General features: G+C 42.7%; 12 protein-coding genes, 4 tRNA genes and 1 pseudogene. 5 read left to right on the top strand and 12 right to left on the bottom strand.

Annotated elements, in window-relative coordinates:
- The 9 genes and pseudogenes from rsxC to CKO50_RS01720 form a co-directional block, all read right to left on the bottom strand.
- Positions 1-1,804 (bottom strand): electron transport complex subunit RsxC (gene rsxC / locus CKO50_RS01760; protein ID WP_255228988.1); only part of this gene is annotated, 1,804 nt, incomplete at its 3' end.
- Positions 1,805-1,813: 9 nt separating this feature from the next.
- Complete coding sequence (gene rsxB, locus CKO50_RS01755; RefSeq protein ID WP_010370380.1) at positions 1,814-2,368, bottom strand: electron transport complex subunit RsxB; 555 nt, start codon at positions 2,366-2,368, stop codon at positions 1,814-1,816.
- A 2-nt stretch (positions 2,369-2,370) separates the two neighbouring features.
- Complete coding sequence (gene rsxA / locus CKO50_RS01750) at positions 2,371-2,952, bottom strand: electron transport complex subunit RsxA (protein ID WP_010370383.1); 582 nt, start codon at positions 2,950-2,952, stop codon at positions 2,371-2,373.
- Between the two features lie 598 nt (positions 2,953-3,550).
- Complete coding sequence (locus CKO50_RS01745) at positions 3,551-5,494, bottom strand: EAL domain-containing protein (protein ID WP_095726753.1); 1,944 nt, start codon at positions 5,492-5,494, stop codon at positions 3,551-3,553.
- Between the two features lie 181 nt (positions 5,495-5,675).
- Positions 5,676-5,745, bottom strand: a tRNA-Asn gene (locus CKO50_RS01740).
- Positions 5,746-5,797: 52 nt separating this feature from the next.
- Positions 5,798-5,874, bottom strand: a tRNA-Val gene (locus CKO50_RS01735).
- 34 nt (positions 5,875-5,908) lie between these two features.
- Positions 5,909-5,985, bottom strand: a tRNA-Asn gene (locus CKO50_RS01730).
- 34 nt (positions 5,986-6,019) lie between these two features.
- Positions 6,020-6,096, bottom strand: a pseudogene (locus tag CKO50_RS01725).
- Positions 6,097-6,130: 34 nt separating this feature from the next.
- A tRNA-Asn gene (locus CKO50_RS01720) sits at positions 6,131-6,207 on the bottom strand.
- A gap of 1,350 nt (positions 6,208-7,557) precedes the next feature.
- Between CKO50_RS01720 and CKO50_RS01710 the strand changes: the two genes are divergently transcribed.
- Positions 7,558-8,934, top strand: coding sequence for an MATE family efflux transporter (locus CKO50_RS01710; protein WP_095726752.1), 1,377 nt, complete (start codon positions 7,558-7,560; stop codon positions 8,932-8,934).
- Positions 8,934-10,937: an excinuclease ABC subunit UvrB gene (gene uvrB / locus CKO50_RS01705; protein ID WP_095726751.1), complete on the top strand. Its 2,004-nt coding sequence runs from the start codon at positions 8,934-8,936 to the stop codon at positions 10,935-10,937. The genes CKO50_RS01710 and uvrB overlap by 1 nt, the downstream gene beginning before the upstream one ends.
- Positions 10,938-11,050: 113 nt before the next feature.
- Here uvrB and CKO50_RS01700 read toward each other — a convergent pair whose 3' ends face one another.
- Together CKO50_RS01700 and CKO50_RS01695 are read right to left on the bottom strand one after the other, a co-directional pair.
- Positions 11,051-11,644, bottom strand: a complete 594-nt coding sequence (locus CKO50_RS01700; protein WP_095726750.1) for a porin family protein — start codon at positions 11,642-11,644, stop codon at positions 11,051-11,053.
- A gap of 380 nt (positions 11,645-12,024) precedes the next feature.
- Positions 12,025-12,399, bottom strand: coding sequence for a hypothetical protein (locus CKO50_RS01695; protein ID WP_095726749.1), 375 nt, complete (start codon positions 12,397-12,399; stop codon positions 12,025-12,027).
- 262 nt (positions 12,400-12,661) lie between these two features.
- Here CKO50_RS01695 and CKO50_RS01690 point away from each other — a divergent pair, with 262 nt between their 5' ends.
- Together CKO50_RS01690 and CKO50_RS01685 are read left to right on the top strand one after the other, a co-directional pair.
- A complete protein-coding gene (locus CKO50_RS01690) occupies positions 12,662-13,180 on the top strand; it encodes a winged helix-turn-helix domain-containing protein (RefSeq protein WP_095726748.1) in 519 nt (172 codons plus the stop codon).
- 29 nt (positions 13,181-13,209) lie between these two features.
- Positions 13,210-13,938 carry a Sir2 family NAD-dependent protein deacetylase gene (locus tag CKO50_RS01685; protein ID WP_095726747.1) on the top strand — a complete coding sequence of 243 codons (729 nt, stop codon included), beginning with the start codon at positions 13,210-13,212 and terminating at the stop codon, positions 13,936-13,938.
- Positions 13,939-13,951: 13 nt separating this feature from the next.
- Here the strand turns inward: CKO50_RS01685 and CKO50_RS01680 are convergent, their stop codons facing one another.
- Entirely contained in the window at positions 13,952-14,611 is a 660-nt protein-coding gene (locus CKO50_RS01680) for a hypothetical protein (RefSeq protein WP_095726746.1), read from the bottom strand.
- A 101-nt stretch (positions 14,612-14,712) separates the two neighbouring features.
- Between CKO50_RS01680 and CKO50_RS01675 the strand changes: the two genes are divergently transcribed.
- Positions 14,713-16,869, top strand: a complete 2,157-nt coding sequence (locus CKO50_RS01675) for a tetratricopeptide repeat protein (RefSeq protein WP_095726745.1) — start codon at positions 14,713-14,715, stop codon at positions 16,867-16,869.
- The last annotated feature ends 68 nt before the right edge of the window (positions 16,870-16,937 follow it).

Below are 16,937 nucleotides of genomic sequence, written 5' to 3'. Positions count from 1 at the left end.
TTGCAGCAGCTACGGCTGCCTTTTTATCACCTGCTGCTGGCTCAGACTCAGATGATGTTTGGGCTGCGGCCTTTTTCGCCTTTGCACGGGCAATGGCGGCGGCTACTGCATCTTTTTTATCTGTGCTTTCAGGCTGATCAGTTTTTTCTTCTTTATATTTACGCGCCTGCGCTTTGCGTTTTGCACGCTCTTCAGCAATGGCGCTATTATCCGGCTCTAATTCGCCGTTCTCACCTCGTTTGGCTTTGGCGCGTGCAATCGCAGCTTGGACTGCGGACTTATCTGACTGCTTATCTTTAACGCGTGAGAGTGCTTCTTGCACTTTTTCTTTATCTGCGGCTTTTGGTGCAGCGCCCGTCGAACGGCGTTTATGTTTATTTTGGCGTTCTTCTTGTTCGCGCTCTAAGCGCTCTTTTCTTGCCTCAAAACGCTCTTTAGCACGCTCTGCTTTGACTTGTTCAAGCTTTTGTTCGCGAATGTCGGCTTTGGCTACACGATAGTATTGCACTAAGGGGATTTCGCTTGGACAAACATAAGAGCACGCACCACATTCGATACAGTCAAAGAGGTTGTATTCCTCTAACTTTTGGTACTCTTTTCCTTTAGCAAACCATTGTAACTGCTGTGGTAACAGGCTTTGAGGGCAGGCATCTGCACAGGCACTACAGCGAATACATGCCTTTTCATCACCGGGGATCGCAAGTTCTTGGTTGTCTGGCGCGAGTATACAGTTGGTGGTTTTGACCACTGGTATCCTAACCGATGGCAAGGTAAAGCCCATCATTGGACCGCCCATGACTACGCGCTGCGCCTCTACAGGCGAAAAGCCTTGCGAGTCTAGCAGATGTTTTATTTCAGTGCCGAGTAAAGCCCACACGTTGCCTGGCTGCGTAATGGTATTACCGGTCACGGTAACTACGCGCTCAATAAGTGGTTTACCCTCAAAAATGGCTTGCCAAATTGCGAACAGTGTTCCGACATTCTGCACCAGTACGCCGATATCCGCAGGTATTCCAGCACTTGGTACTTCTTTGGAGGTTAATAGCTTGACCAGTTGCTTTTCACCACCAGAGGGGTATTTAGTTGGTACACTACGGACTAAGATATTCTGATTATGCTGAGCCGCTGCAGTGATCGCCGCAATGGCTTCAGGTTTATTGTCTTCAATGCCAAACAGTACCTTTTGTGGCTTCAATATCCCTTGTAGCACTTCGATGCCCGCGATGATTTCTTTGGCGTGCTCACGCATCAAACGATCATCGGCTGTAATATACGGTTCGCACTCAATGCCATTGACGACTAAAAACTCAATGGGTTTTGGGCTGTCTGCTTTGACATAGGTTGGGAATCCCGCGCCGCCCATACCGGCAATACCAGCTTGGTGGATAATATCGATAAGCTGTTTGTTATCAAGCGCGCTTAAATCGCTAACCGGATTCAGCGGTGTCCACTTATCTTCACCGTCTGGGCGTAAAATAATACTGAGCTCAGGTAGTGCGGATGGATGCGCCGACGGCATCGGTTTTATTGCTTCAATGGTGCCAGATGTGGGGGCGTGAATGGGGAGTGACCAGTTTCTGCCCGGAGCCGTCAATGCTTGACCTTTTAGCACGTGCTCGCCAGACTGTACCAATAAACTGCCGTTTGCACCTATATGTTGCTTCAATGGTAAAATGAGTTTATTCGGCAAAGGTAAACGAGCAATCGGTTGTTGGTTAGATAATCTCTTTTGCTCTGGTGGATGGATGCCACCTGGGAACTGCCACAGTTTTCCGCTTTCTATTTGTTCAAGTAATGTTTCCACTTAAACCTCTTAATCAATCTGTGTCACAGGAATGGCGTCTAGCTGCCACTTCCACGTTTGCTTGGTCTGTGCAACCGGGATCATATCGATACAATCGACCGGACAGGGCTCGACACACAGATCGCAGCCTGTGCACTCGTCAATGAGCACGGTGTGCATTTGTCTGGTTGCACCAACGATGGCATCAACAGGGCAGGCTTGAATGCATTTGGTACAGCCGATACATTCGTCTTCACGAATGTAAGCTACCTTTTTGACCGGCTCAGCGTCTTCTCCGCCAGCCAGTGGCTTTGCTTCGACACCCATTAAGTCAGCCAGTTTTTTCACTGTTGCTTCACCGCCTGGAGGGCATTTATTCACGTCATCGCCATTCGCAATCGCTTCAGCGTACGGTCGACAGCCAGGATAGCCACACTGGCCGCATTGAGTCTGTGGAAGAATAGCATCTATCTGTTCAACAATTGGGTTGCTTTCAACTCGGTATTTCACTGCTGCATAGCCAAGCACAATACCAAAAATAAGCGCCAGCGCACCCAGCGCAAGTAATGCGTAAAGTAATGTCATATCTAAAACTTAACCAATCCAGAAAAGCCCATAAACGCAAGCGACATGAGTCCTGCGGTGATCATCGCTATCGATGCGCCTTTAAACGGTGTTGGCACGTCCGCGACAGCCAAACGCTCACGCAAAGCGGCAAATAACACCAAAACCATAGAAAAGCCAACCGCAGCACCAAAACCATAGACTGCAGATTCTAAAAAGGTGTGGTCTTTCTTGATATTAAGTAGTGCAACGCCTAGTACTGCGCAGTTGGTGGTGATTAAAGGTAAGAAAATCCCCAGTAATCGATACAAGGTTGGACTGGTTTTACGCACCACCATTTCTGTAAATTGTACAACCACCGCGATAACCAAAATAAAGCTCATCGTTCTTAAAAAAGTGAGGTCGAGCGGCAATAAAATATACTGATTGACCAAATAGCTGGTGACTGAGGCTAGCGTGAGAACAAAGGTGGTCGCTAACGACATTCCCACTGCGGTATCCAATTTTCCAGATACCCCCATAAATGGACATAAGCCCAAAAATTGGACTAAAACGAAGTTATTCACCAGCACTGTGCCAATGAGCAACAAAATGTATTCGGTCATTCCTGCCTCTATAACTTATTCACTTTACGCGGGTTTTCCCGTCAAATCGAGGTGATAGTTAACTGTATTAAAGAACTTACTAGGTGCAAGTTTTGACTGGATTTAATTTTGCTAAAAATACTTTTTAGTAGAATTAAACCGATAGCACCGTTCCGCTTTGAATTTTTTAAATGAAAACATGCGCCTTGCTATCATTTAAGCTCGCGTCTCAAATTTTATGAGGCTGTAGCTTGTCATGTAATGCTGACAGTTTTCATTCAGTTATTAGCAAGTAATCCTAATTCAGAGTTCGCTTATCAGGCTAAATATATGAGTATTTACCAATAAAATCATGGTGATAGAGTGATTTTATTGCTAAATCTTGGATTACCACTAACGCCGAAATAATCTTCAAGCTTATCTTTTTGAACTTCTTCGATCGCATGGATAAATTTGAATGATAATTCCTGCCAATAGTAACACAGATTGTAACTGGTGTGGCAAATGATAGTGTGCGAAAGTCAGCGCAATAGCTGCAGGAAAGGGAAGGGCAAACAAGTTGCCCTTGAAACTTTATTGGAGCTTGGACTGGGGGGGAATTATCCGAAGCTCAGATTACCTAGATTTCTTTCGGTTTTTCGATGTAATAGCCTTGTACACCGTCCAAGCAAAGCGTTTCGACTATATGTTTCTCTTCTTGACTCTCGATACCTTCGGCAAATACGTTGACACCGATACGGTGCGCAAGGTCAACCATTAAGCGCATAAAATATTGATTGTTCTTGTCTTCTTCAAGACCACGAGTATAGCTTGCATCCATTTTGATATAGTCAGGCTTTAGGTCTCTAAAGAACTTAAACGACGTTAAACCCACACCAAAACGCTCAACGGTGATACGAGCGCCGGCACGATGAACCATATCAATAAAGCGCTTACTGGCTTTAATATTTTGCTGTAAGCCAAACTCGCTGACTTCAAATACCAGCTTAGAGGCCAGATTGGTTTCTTTTAACAAACGACGCTCTAACCAGATCACAAATTGATCGTTATGAGCGCTCGATGCGGTAACGTTTATCCCAAAATACTTTTCATTAAAGTTACGCGTTTTGATAAGTTCTAGCGAGGTGTCAATGATCAGCTGATCAATCTCGATGGCCATTTCTAGCTTTTCTGCCATGGCAAGGAAAGAGGCTGTTGGTAACATCTGTCCTTCTTCGGTTTTGAAGCGAGACTGGATCTCAGCATAGGCCTTAGAATTTTTACCAATCGGCATGATATTCTGCATCATCAAGCTAACACGCTTGCTGTTGATCACATCGCGGATCACGCGACGCCAGTTTTGGTTGCCAAATCCAGCACTGACATTATTCACTAAGTCAGACTCACGTTGAATATGCCAAGCATTGGCTTGCTTGCTTTGCGCCATACTCATCGCATTATCGACAACTGAGAGTAGTTCTCCAAGTGGTTTCCCGTTTTCGTAAGGCACGATCCCTGTGTTTGCAACCGATGATAGTTCTTGATTTTGCTGGAACTGAGTAAAGCGCGCTTGCAGTGTTTCACCAAACTCTTCCGCTTCTTTACTTGGCACATTGGGTAAGATCACCGCAAAATCCGAGCTATTTAAACGGAACACCTGGCTGCCGGCATAAGTACCGGTGACGTGCTTGATGATATCCGATACCGACTTAATGTATTCATCGCCTTTTTGATAACCACGAGTTTGGTTAATGACCTGCAATTCAGAACAGCGGATCATCGCCAACGAGCCAAATGCCTTTTTAGCTGATGACTCGATATACTGCTCGTAATGTTCAACGAACATATTGCGGTTGCCAAGATCGGTGACTACATCTTTATACGCTTCTTGCTTGATAGTGTGAGCGGCATTTTTAATGTCTTCTTGCTTTGACTTTAAAAAGCTGGCTAAGCGTTTAAAAGAGGGGATTAAATCTTGGCCGAGTTCCGCAACTTTGCCATCGTTAAAGTCAAACTCAATATTGTCTGTAACTTGGTTTTGCGTGATGTATGAATCTACAGCATTGGCCACTGTCATACTAACGTTGCGATTCAGCTTTTTATAGACGCCTTGCATAAAGAAAACAGGAATAAAGGCAACTAATGCTGAAATAATGATAAGTAGTAGTAGGGCTTGTTGTAGTAATTGCGCCTGACTTTGTGCATTGATCAAGAATTCAATTTTGATGTCTTTGGTATCGTTAACAGCAAATTGGGGGCGAATAGCATTGATATTTGATTCTATGAGTTCAGCGATAAAAGGGAGATTGCTCGGTGTATTGACTTGCAAAACGGTTTGACCGTCAAAGTCTCGTACGATAAAAGTTGAGAAAACATCTCCACTATTTAAGGCTTGGCGGATATGTTCAGGAGTAACTTCAGTGAGTTTCTTATCCTTTATATACTCTGTCACCATGGTATGGGCACTTTGTTGTGCTTTGTTGATTGCAGAGTCAAAACTTGTTGCGAAAAAAAAGCCACCAATCAAGGAAAATAATAGCCAAGAGGTGACTTGGAGTACGATAAGTTTTTTAAAACCAGCCATAGTACGCTTCTTAAAGAGGGTTATTCCATAGTATCGGATGCATTGCCAATTTCTTTATCAAATTCATCGGTTTGATTTTTGTCTGGTCGATAAATTGCAGAGAAGGTTGTTATTTGGGCAAATGCAGTGAGAATATTGCTTGTAGAGTAGTGTAAATGCTGGAAAAAGTCTAATGCTTTCGTGGANCCTCCCCGACTCGAACGGGGGACCTGCGGATTAACAGTCCGTCGCTCTAACCAACTGAGCTAAGGGGGAACAATTTAGAACTTTGGGAATGCTCTTTTTGAGCAAAATCTTATTGATTGGCTCCCCCTCCCCGACTCGAACGGGGGACCTGCGGGAAGTAAGTCCGTCGCTCTAACCAACTGAGCTAAGGGGGAACTACAATAAGATGTTGACTTTCCGGTGAAGGATTGGCTCCCCCTCCCCGACTCGAACGGGGGACCTGCGGATTAACAGTCCGTCGCTCTAACCAACTGAGCTAAGGGGGAACTACAATAAGATGTTGACTTTCCGGTGAAGGATTGGCTCCCCCTCCCCGACTCGAACGGGGGACCTGCGATTGGCTCCCCCGTCGCTCTAACCAACTGAGCTAAGGGGGAACTACAATAAGATGTTGACTTTCCGGTGAAGGATTGGCTCCCCCTCCCCGACTCGAACGGGGGACCTGCGGATTAACAGTCCGTCGCTCTAACCAACTGAGCTAAGGGGGAATAGTCAAGTGTGAGAATNCCCTCCCCGACTCGAACGGGGGACCTGCGGATTAACAGTCCGTCGCTCTAACCAACTGAGCTAAGGGGGAAGCGTATCTCTCAACGGGGCGAAATATTAATGACGACATTGCAAGGTGTCAACCACTAAAATCACAGAAACGTAAAAAACTCTACTAAGCGATGAATTAATGCGCTATTTGTTGGCTTTTTAGCTTGTTTAGTATTCTTGATATAGGTCCTGTTGACCTTTGCTGTTTGATTTTTGTTCCCCTGAGTGGGTTTTGATCGCAGCGCTCGACTTGCCGCCTAGTAATCTAAGCAAAAGTTGAGTGATAGGTAATTTATCATCGTTAATATAATGACTCTTAGTGAGTTTCGGTTTCAAAAACCTCATATCATGAAGAGCTGCAAAATATGAAATAGAAGCTGTTGTATAAAATTCCTAAATCATCATGTAGGGGGATGTCGAATAAAATTAACATATACAGTGTTTACTGTTTATCTATACAGTGATATATTCTGTTTAATGTATTTTTTGAACGTTTTGTTTGAATTATATCCCTAACTGCTCATTTTATGATGTTTTCTTGAGATCTTTAAATCATTGCAATTATCATGTGAATGAGATCAATGAGCATAAATAGTGTGGTATTGATAATCTCTATTTAAACGCGGCGTGGCAAACAGTAAGTAGTTACTATCATTAAAGTGATAATCAATGGTTTTATAAAAAGTTTAGTTAAAACAAATGGATATGTGTTCCTTGTTATTTTTAATAGCTAGACGCTTTTTACTTTCAGATGCAAGGTTAGCCTAGAGATCTAAATTGATCCAGTTGTTGTTTTAAGAATGATCACACTAAACACGCCGTTGATCAAAATTACTCCAAGCTGAAAACCTTTATTCTATTGGCTTGGAGCGACTTATCCACGGAATCTGTGGATAACATTGTTTATTATTATTTGAGAAGTATTGCAAGACTATGAAATTAGGGCGCTGCAGCCGTTTCAAGTAAAATTCGATAAATATTTAATTTCAACAATATCAATAAGTTATGTTTGGTTGGTTATTTTTGTTTATTTGTTGCTCAGTGTGAAGCTTTTATGAACTTTCTACCTTTTTGGTTGTGCAAAAAACATGCTACTTTGCAAGCGAGGTTGTAACTTTTTTGTCAAAACTTACTGAATCGTTATTTTCAACACTAAACCTTAATCCTGTGGCGTAATACGAGCTTTTTATAGGAAACGGTTGCTAATTTAGACTTTATAACGACTCTTAACGTTTCCCGCATAGCGTCAACATCTTGAATAGCATACAATGAGCCGCTTAAAGTATCAGAAATAGGTTGTTATGACTCAAGCTAAGTCAAATTCCAATGGCAACGATATCCTTTTTGGTGATATTGGGGCGACTTTAAAGCGAATGACGATCCCCATGATATTCGGGATGATCACGCTGATGATGTTTAATCTCGTTGATACTTTCTTTATTAGTATGCTTGGCACCGAGCCACTCGCTGCAATCAGCTTCACCTTTCCTGTTACCTTTACTGTAATTAGCTTAGCCATCGGGTTAGGTATTGGAACATCCGCCGTTATCGCGAAGGCTTTAGGTAGCAATTTGCTCGAGGAAGCCAAATTTGATGCCGCAGTAGCTATTATTATCTCTGCGATATTCGTTTCATTACTTTCTATTCTCGGTTTCATTTTTGTCGATGATATTTTTATTCTTCTCGGTGCTGGTGAAGCGGTTATGCCATTTATCCACGACTATATGTCGGTGTGGTTCATTGGTTCGATTTTATTGATAACGCCGATGATTGGTAATTCAGTGCTGCGCGCCAGTGGTGATACCAAAACGCCAAGCTTAGTTATGGGACTCGGGGGATTAGTAAATGCGGTGCTGGACCCGATATTAATCTTCGGATTTGGGCCTATTGATGCAATGGGTGTAAAAGGGGCAGCAGTGGCTAGTGTGTTGTCTTGGAGTCTAGGGGTAACTATTATCTTATATTTGCTGATAGTTAAAAAGCGTCTTATCTCACTGTCTGCAAAATACACCAGCTTCGCAAACGCGGCGAAAAAAATTCTCACCATTGGCCTGCCTGCAGCTGGCGCAAATATGCTAACGCCGTTGGCAATGGCGGTAATGACCGCACTTATTGCCAGCTACGGACCTGAAGCTGTGGCCGCATTTGGTGTTGGAAGTCGTATTGAGTCTATCGCAAGTCTGGTGGTTTTAGCGCTTTCTATGACCTTGCCGCCATTTGTCAGTCAGAACTTTGGTGCAAAACAATACCAGCGTGTGTCTGATGCCTATACCCAAACACTTAAATTTGTGCTTGGCTTTCAATTTGCGGTCTACTTATTACTGGTATTGAGTGCTTATTACATCAGCCATACTTTTGGTAATGAGCCAGCTGTTGTTGAAACCATACAGCTATTTATTTATATCATGCCGCTAGGATACGGCCTTCAAGGCGTGATCATATTAACCAATTCGTCATTTAATGCGTTGCATAAACCGATGAATGCGCTCATTCTAAGTGTGATCCGATTGTTCATATTTTATGTACCTATTGCTTATGTAGGTTCACAGTTGGCAGGATTACCAGGGCTATTTGCAGGCGCTGCTTTGGGGAATTTATTTACCGCAGCCATTGCTTACAATTGGTTTAAGAAAGTGATTAATGAAATTGCAGCAAGCGAGGTTCAAAAGGAGGCGTAATGGAAGATAAGTTTCAGCTAGTTTCTGAGTTTCAGCCAAACGGTGATCAACCAACAGCGATTGCTCAGCTGTGCGATGGTTTAGAATCAGGCCTTGCACATCAAACCTTGCTGGGGGCTACGGGAACGGGTAAAACCTTTACCATGGCCAACATCATTAATAACCTTAACCGCCCGACAATTATTATGGCGCATAACAAAACGCTGGCGGCGCAATTGTATGGCGAAATGAAAGAGTTTTTTCCTCATAATGCGGTTGAGTATTTCGTCTCTTACTATGACTATTATCAACCCGAAGCCTATGTCGTTGCCAGTGACACTTTTATTGAGAAAGACGCGTCTATCAACGATCACATAGAGCAAATGCGTTTATCTGCGACCAAAGCCTTGCTTGAGCGCAGAGACACTATCATCGTCGCCTCAGTTTCAGCGATTTACGGCCTTGGCGATCCCGACTCTTACATGAAAATGATGCTATTACTGAAAGTCGGTGAAACTATCGATCAGCGCGACATGTTAAGGCGTTTGGCAGAACTACAATACACGCGTAATGACATGGATTTTAGCCGTGGTACCTATCGAGTTCGCGGTGAAGTTATTGATATTTTTCCTGCCGAATCGGAAACCATCGCGGTACGGGTTGAGATGTTTGACGATGAGATAGAGCGGATCAGTTTGTTTGATCCCTTGACTGGTGCCGTTGAGAAACACCTAGTTCGCGCGACTATCTATCCAAAAACCCACTATGTAACGCCAAGAGAAAAGATCCTTGATGCCATTGAGCGTATCAAGATAGAACTCAAAGACCGCCGTACTCAATTATTGGATAAAAATCGCTTAGTCGAAGAGCAGCGCATTGCTCAACGTACACAGTACGATATTGAAATGATGACCGAGCTTGGCTATTGCTCTGGTATTGAAAATTACAGTCGATATTTATCGGGACGTGCACCAGGCGAGCCACCACCAACTTTGTTAGATTATTTGCCGGATGATGCGCTTATGATCATCGACGAGTCTCACGTTACCGTTTCGCAGGTAGGGGCGATGTACAAAGGCGATCGCAGTCGTAAAGAAAACTTAGTTGAATATGGTTTTAGGTTACCGTCTGCGCTAGATAATAGACCACTAAAATTTGAAGAGTTCGAAGCGATTTCGCCGCAGACCATTTATGTTTCAGCGACTCCCGGTGATTATGAATTGAATAAATCAGCGGGTGACGTTGCCGAACAAGTGATCCGCCCAACAGGGCTATTAGATCCAGAAGTAGAAGTGCGTCCAGTTGCAACTCAAGTTGACGATTTGCTCTCTGAGATCTACAAACGGGTTGAAGTGAATGAGCGTGTGCTGGTTACTACGCTAACAAAACGCATGTCAGAAGATCTGACCGATTATCTTAACGATCATAATGTTAAGGTGCGTTACTTACACTCTGACATCGATACCGTTGAGCGTATGGAGATCATTCGAGACCTACGCAAAGGTGTTTTTGATGTACTCGTTGGCATCAACTTGTTACGAGAGGGCTTGGATATGCCTGAGGTTTCATTGGTTGCTATACTTGACGCAGATAAAGAAGGCTTCTTACGCTCAACGCGCTCTCTTATTCAGACAATTGGCCGCGCGGCACGTCACTTACACGGTAAAGCGATCTTATATGGTGATAGGGTGACGAACTCAATGCGCCAAGCTATAGATGAAACGCAAAGACGTAGAGAAAAGCAAGAAGCGTATAATGAAGCTAATGGCATTACCCCAACGGCGCTCAATAAGAAGATCACGGATGTAATGGATCTCGGTGAGGAAGTGGCTGATGACAAAGTGGTTGATATCGATGCCAAGTTTAAACCAGGCATGCCAGCAATGGATGCGAAAGAGATCGCCAAGGAGATAGATCGACTCGAAGCACAAATGATGAAGTTTGCGAAAGAGCTTGAGTTTGAAAAAGCAGCTCAAGCGCGCGATCAAGTTCAGATCTTACAAAAGCGTTTGATTAAAGCTTAGGGCTTGTTGAGCTTTGCGAAAGATAAATGGGCCCTAGGGCTAAAACATAGGCGTTATAAGAATAAAAAGCATGTGGAGATCACATGCTTTTTTAATAGGTTGGGTAGGTTGTTTTAGAAACGGTAGCTGACACCTAGAGATAGGTTCGATGTATCTAAGTCACCCATATCAAGGTACTTGTAGCCAAGGTTAACTGCCATACCATTATCCCAGTCATATTGCCAACCCGCTTCAGCGACAAAGCCAATACCATCGTCGGTAATTAACTTAGTGCGGCCACGAGTGATTTCGTAATCGTAATAGTTCGCACCTAATTTGCCGTAAAAGTAGCTGTTGTCGGAAATTTGATAGTAGCCTTTTGCCGCAACGACAAAATTATCAAACTCTAAGTTATTAGCACCAAGGCCAAACAAAGTTTTGTTGTTTTGCGTACAGGAAAACTTGCGATCATTTTCGTCTTCACACTTCCAATCATCTAAGTCTTCACCGCTGTTATAACCTAATTCAAGTGCCAAAATTGGCGTAAAGTGATAGTTGTAATACAGGTAGGCTTGGCCTACACCATCACCATCTTTACTTGAACTCTTATAAGAGGCACCACCACCTGAAATGTCTAAACCAACGCGATGCGTCTCGTTATTTTGTTCTGCAAAAGACGATAAACTTGTTGTGAGTAATGCAAGAGATAAAAGCGCTTTAATTTTCATAATCGATGTCCGTTGTGGTTAACTTGAGGACAGTATAAATAGCGGGGGTGTGGAGGTCTGTTGGGGGGCTGTCATAAAGTGTAAGAAGGCGTCGAATTTGGTTCTTATTGTTTTACAAATCTAAATAACCTGAGCTGCGGATAATTAATGCCTTTCTAGCAGCCAGTTTTAGCGCTAACTGCGTTGAATTCACTTCCAATAGCCAGCTATTGGTGCGTAAATTCGCCTTGCCTACAGGATGTAGGTACCTTAGCGAGAGCAGGACGCGGAAGCGGTGCTTTCCCTAAAACTCTCTGGCTAGAAAAGGAAAAACTAAGCTGTTCTTTAGAAACAATGAGTTGGAACATTCCTTATCCAAACCTCAGATTAAATAGTTGCACTTATTTAATACTTGCTGGTGTTTTAGGTTTTGCAATGAGCGTTTGGTATTTTAGTATGGTTGTCAATGTCAAAATCGCAGCAATAAGCCCACTCCATATGTGATGCATGATCAAATGACTTGCAATGAACATAGGTACGTCTTGCCAGCCATCAATTAGCAAAAGTTTTACCACTAGCAGCAAATATCCGAGTAGGTGTGCAAATAGTACAAATTTAAATGATTTAACGAATTGGTTTTTTGCATTGGCTGAGAGAGTAGGTATGTTGAGATGTAGCGCGAGAATAAAGACAGTTGATAGCACAATACTGACTATTCCTAACCCAAGTAATGAGGTTTTTATCAACACGATGGAGTAGATAAAAGCGAGTAACATGAGTCAGCCTAACAATTACGGAAAACATAGTTTATATACGCTTAGGTTTTGAGTCTATTCGAATTATTCTAAGGATTAGGTAGTGATTTTCTGAGTGATCGCTCTATACTAAAAGCCGATTTTATCAATAGTTTGTAAACCGATGTAACATTGCCCTATATTTTCGCGGCATGTTTCGCTATAAATGCAATGTTATGTCGTAGTAAATTCGAATAAAACAATAACTATTATAGTAATTAAGACCAAGTTGGGAACTAGGGAAATGAAATTTGCTTTTAAGGATTTTTTGTTTGATAGCAAAGAACTCAAGCTTTATAAAGACGATAGAAAGCTAAATCTAAAACAAAAGCCTGCTCAGATATTGGAGCTATTTTTATCCGCTCCTCAAAGTATCCACAGTAAAGAAGATATCTTAGAAAAGGTATGGCCTGATAGAAAAGTCACGGATCAGGTCGTATTTCAAAACATTGGGCATTTACGTGCTTTGTTCGGTGATGATGCCATCAAAACCTTTTCACGAAAAGGATATCAATGGCAGATCCCTTGTACAGCTTTTGAGGGGACAGTGGAAGCCCAGGCTTCATCGCAGGTTTTACCTCAAGCAGAGACAAGTGAGTCGACTAAAACGGATGTAAAACCGCTGGAGGACAAAGCTGTAGTGACTGAATCACCTTCTGAAGTGCTCGAAAGACTAGAACCTATTGGTAGCAAATTACTAATGTTTGGGCTTGCGGGTGTACTTGTGTTGCTAGCCTTGGGTATCTACTTTACGTTATCGTGAGTCAAGTTTACTTGAGTTGAGGTTGTGTCATGTTGCAAACGTTGTATATCACAGGTGCAGGGGTGAGTGCCGAAAGTGGTATTCCGACTTTTCGAGGAGAGGATGGCTTTTGGACGATAGGCTCGGCTAACTACACACCTCAAGAAATGGCAACGCGAGCAATGTATAAATCGCAACCGGCGGAATTCTTAAAATGGTATTACCATCGTTTTGTGACTTACCTTAATCACGGCCCCAATCAAGTTCATCAATGGCTTAGTGATAAAAATGTGATCACGCAAAATATCGACGGTTTAGATGGTAAAGCAGGCAATAATCATTTTATTGCGGTCCATGGACGCGTTGATCAAGTGACACCTTTTCATACCCAAGGTGAGCCTACGGAGTGTTTTACTGCTCCTTGGCATGAGGTTGATGAAAGTCGATTAAGCGAGTCGTTGTTAGCACTTTTCAAGATCGCGCGACGAGGGCCGGAAAAAGGCGTATCACTTAAGCCCTATGTATTGCTGTTTGATGAGTACTACACCGATCTGTATCGTATTAGTGAAGCACAGTCACGAATGTATGCTGCAGATCGAATGATTTTTATGGGCACTTCCTTTAGTGTCAATATCACTCAAATGGCTTTGGAAATAGCAAGGCACAAAGCAATTCCAATTGAAGTAGTTGACCCAAACCCTGCGCACTTATTTCACGAACAAGTTACCTATCACCGCATGACGGCAAGTGAATACATCGCCAGTTTACCAGCCTCTTAAAATCTGGCGAAAGTTAGCCTGCGTTGCTTTGATAGTAAGTGGCTAGCAGAAATTGTTTATATTCGCTGAGTCGGCGTTGTTGTTGGAGGTGTGATTCAATCACTTTGGCGTTGTGGCTTTCCACTGCGCTTATATGTCGCTTTTCGATTTCCATCAAGCCAAGTAACGCGCTTAATTCTTGAATGCTAAGTGGTGCGGTATGGCTATTAAAAGCTAAGTAGCATTCTAGCGGTGTTAACTTTTTTGCATTTCTTTGACTCAGTGCATTTTGAAGTCGCTCTTTGCTTTCAAAGTGCAATAAGGTTCTAAGGTAGTTGAGACCGTTATCTTGCGCGGGTATTTGCGATAAAAGAATATGTAGTATGTTATTTCCTTGCGGGTTGAGGTTGTTGATTTGCTCAGTTTGGATCAAAGGTGTTGAGAAAAAGGCAAACTTCTCCAAAGAGTTAATCGCGGCTATCATCGCTTCTGGAAAGCGTGCTGCTTGTAAGCAAATATTCGCTATATCTTGATAGTGGCCATAGAGTGCAGCATTACTCTGCGCACTTTGAAAAAGAAACTTGAGGGCTTCAATCTGCTCATCTTTGGAAGCGTGTGCGTACACGGCTTTTATTTTTTTTATATCCGCGCTTTTTAACGCTAGCAAAAACTGAGTTAGACCATTATTCGACATATATAGAACCACAATTTATTATTTAATGTTCACGCAATATGATAGCCTATTCGCCTGCTGTTTTGCTCAATTTATAACGATAATAAAAAAGAGACGATAACGTGTTGCACTTTAAGATAATACTGCTTACTTGTTGCCTACTATTAAGCCCGTTAGTTCATGCTAATGAGCGTTTATATGATGCTTTTATTAAAGAAATTCAGCAACAAGAAACACGTGATAGCGCACTTCAGAAAGTCGACCAAGTATTAGAGTCGGGCTTAACGCCGGAAGAAATCGCTGACGTTCACCATAAGACCACGGTTGCATTAAAAAACGGTTTCCAGCTCGAAGAGGCACACAAATGGGCGGAGCGTTTTAAACAGGTATTACTCTCGCATCACTTACCCGAATATGAAGCTAAATACTCCTTAACGTATGGTGATATCATGCTTAAAGAGGGAAAGTTTAGCGACGCGATTAGTTATTTAAACCTAGCAGTATCTCAACTATCTGCGCTTGATATGCATAGATTATTAAGTCATGCCTACCGCTTTCGAGCCGCTGCATACAAAAACAATGGTAGCTATAAAGACTCTATAGAGAATTATGAGCTCTCAATAGAAGTGGCAAAAAAGTATGAATTTCCAGATTTACAGGTGTCTGCGAATACTCAGTTGGCGGATGTTTACTCGGATCTTTCGTTACCAGATAAGGCACTTGAATTATTACAGCAATCAATTGCAGTACTGAAAAGCCAAGAACAGGAAAATACGGTGTTACTTGGACAAGTCTACTATAACTTGGGTGGCGCGCATCAGGTCATTGGTGATCATGAGAAATCGCTTGAAGCCTATCAAACTGCTTATGACTATGACATTAAAGCGGGTAATGTCGTTTACTCAGCCTATACTTTGATCCGCATTGGCCGAGAGCAAAAAAAACTAGCCCAATATAGCAGTGCCGAGGCGTCCTTTAAAAAGGCGTTCACGGTATTTGAGGAATACGGGCATATTAGAAATCAGGGTTGGGCGCTGAGTAATTTAGCTGAGCTTAAATTGAAGGAAGATCAAAAAGTTAAAGCAAGAGCATATGTTGAAGAGGCACTTGAGTTAATCGATCCGATACAAAGCAAAGTGCTTTATCAAGAGACGATGACAACGTACGCACAAATTATTTTACCAGAGCGAGCTGATTTCTTTATTCAAAGTATGGAACAAATTATTGCTCAAGATGAGGTTTATCTTGGCCTCAAGGAAACTGCATTACGTGTTCTAAAGGACGCCTATAGTGCAAAAGGTGACTTTGAGACTGCGCTTAATTATCACCTACAGTACGCGGAGTCTAAGGTTTCTCAGCTTGAAAAAGAAGCCAGTCAAAAAGCCTTGGCGTATCAGATGGATACCGAGTATCAAAAAAATCAGTATGAACTACAAAGCTTGAAAACACAGCGTGATGTAGAGCTGGCCGAACAGCGTGTCCAACAAATAGTAACGGCAGCAGTGGTGGGAGTTTTGGTCATTCTACTGAGCGCGTTTCTATTACTTGCGAGAAACAAACGTCGCTCACTGGAACTCGAGAAGCAGCTTCTTAACAAAACCTTGGACTTAAAGCAGCAATTACTCGCAGATATTTCTCATGAGTTAAGAACACCGCTTACCGTACTTAAGCTACATATTGAATCTCTGGAACATAATTTGGTGGAAAATCCGCAGCAAAGCTACAAAGTGCTTAACCGCCGTCTCGATACTCTTAACACATTAATTAAAGATATCTATGAGCTCGCACAGGCAGATACTGGCAGCCTTAGCTTAGTGTTAGAGCGCGTTAACGCCAAACAAACGTTTATTGGTCTTGTTGAAGATATTGATGACTTTGTGACGGATGAAGGGCTTGAGTTTAATGCCAATATAGAACTACCAGACACGCTGGAGATCGACATTGATGTAACTAGATTTGCTCAGATATTCAACAACTTGGCTCGTAATAGTGTGAACTATACCGACAAGCCGGGAGAGGTCTGTGTGGATATTAGCTATCAAAGCCAGCAGATCCAATGTGTTATTGAAGATTCAAGCCCAGGTGTGGGCGATGAAGCTTTAGGGAGATTGTTTGAACGTTTGTTCCGTTGTGATAAATCACGTAGCCGAGATCTTGGTGGCTCCGGCTTAGGTTTATCTATTTGTCAAAAACTGGTTGAATTGCACGGTGGCAGCATTGCCGTTGCGCATAGCGAATTAGGTGGGTTGAAAGTGAGTGTTATTTTACCTTGTGAGTAATAACAAAAATCTGCTCTTACCTGAGGCCATATACTCTGTGCGATTTCACATGGTGATATAGTAAAAGC

Origin of the sequence: Pseudoalteromonas sp. HM-SA03, assembly GCF_002289345.1 — a bacterium.
GTDB lineage: Bacteria > Pseudomonadota > Gammaproteobacteria > Enterobacterales > Alteromonadaceae > Pseudoalteromonas.
Note: the sequence above shows the minus strand (reverse complement) of the source record. Positions and strands in the feature narration are given on the sequence as shown.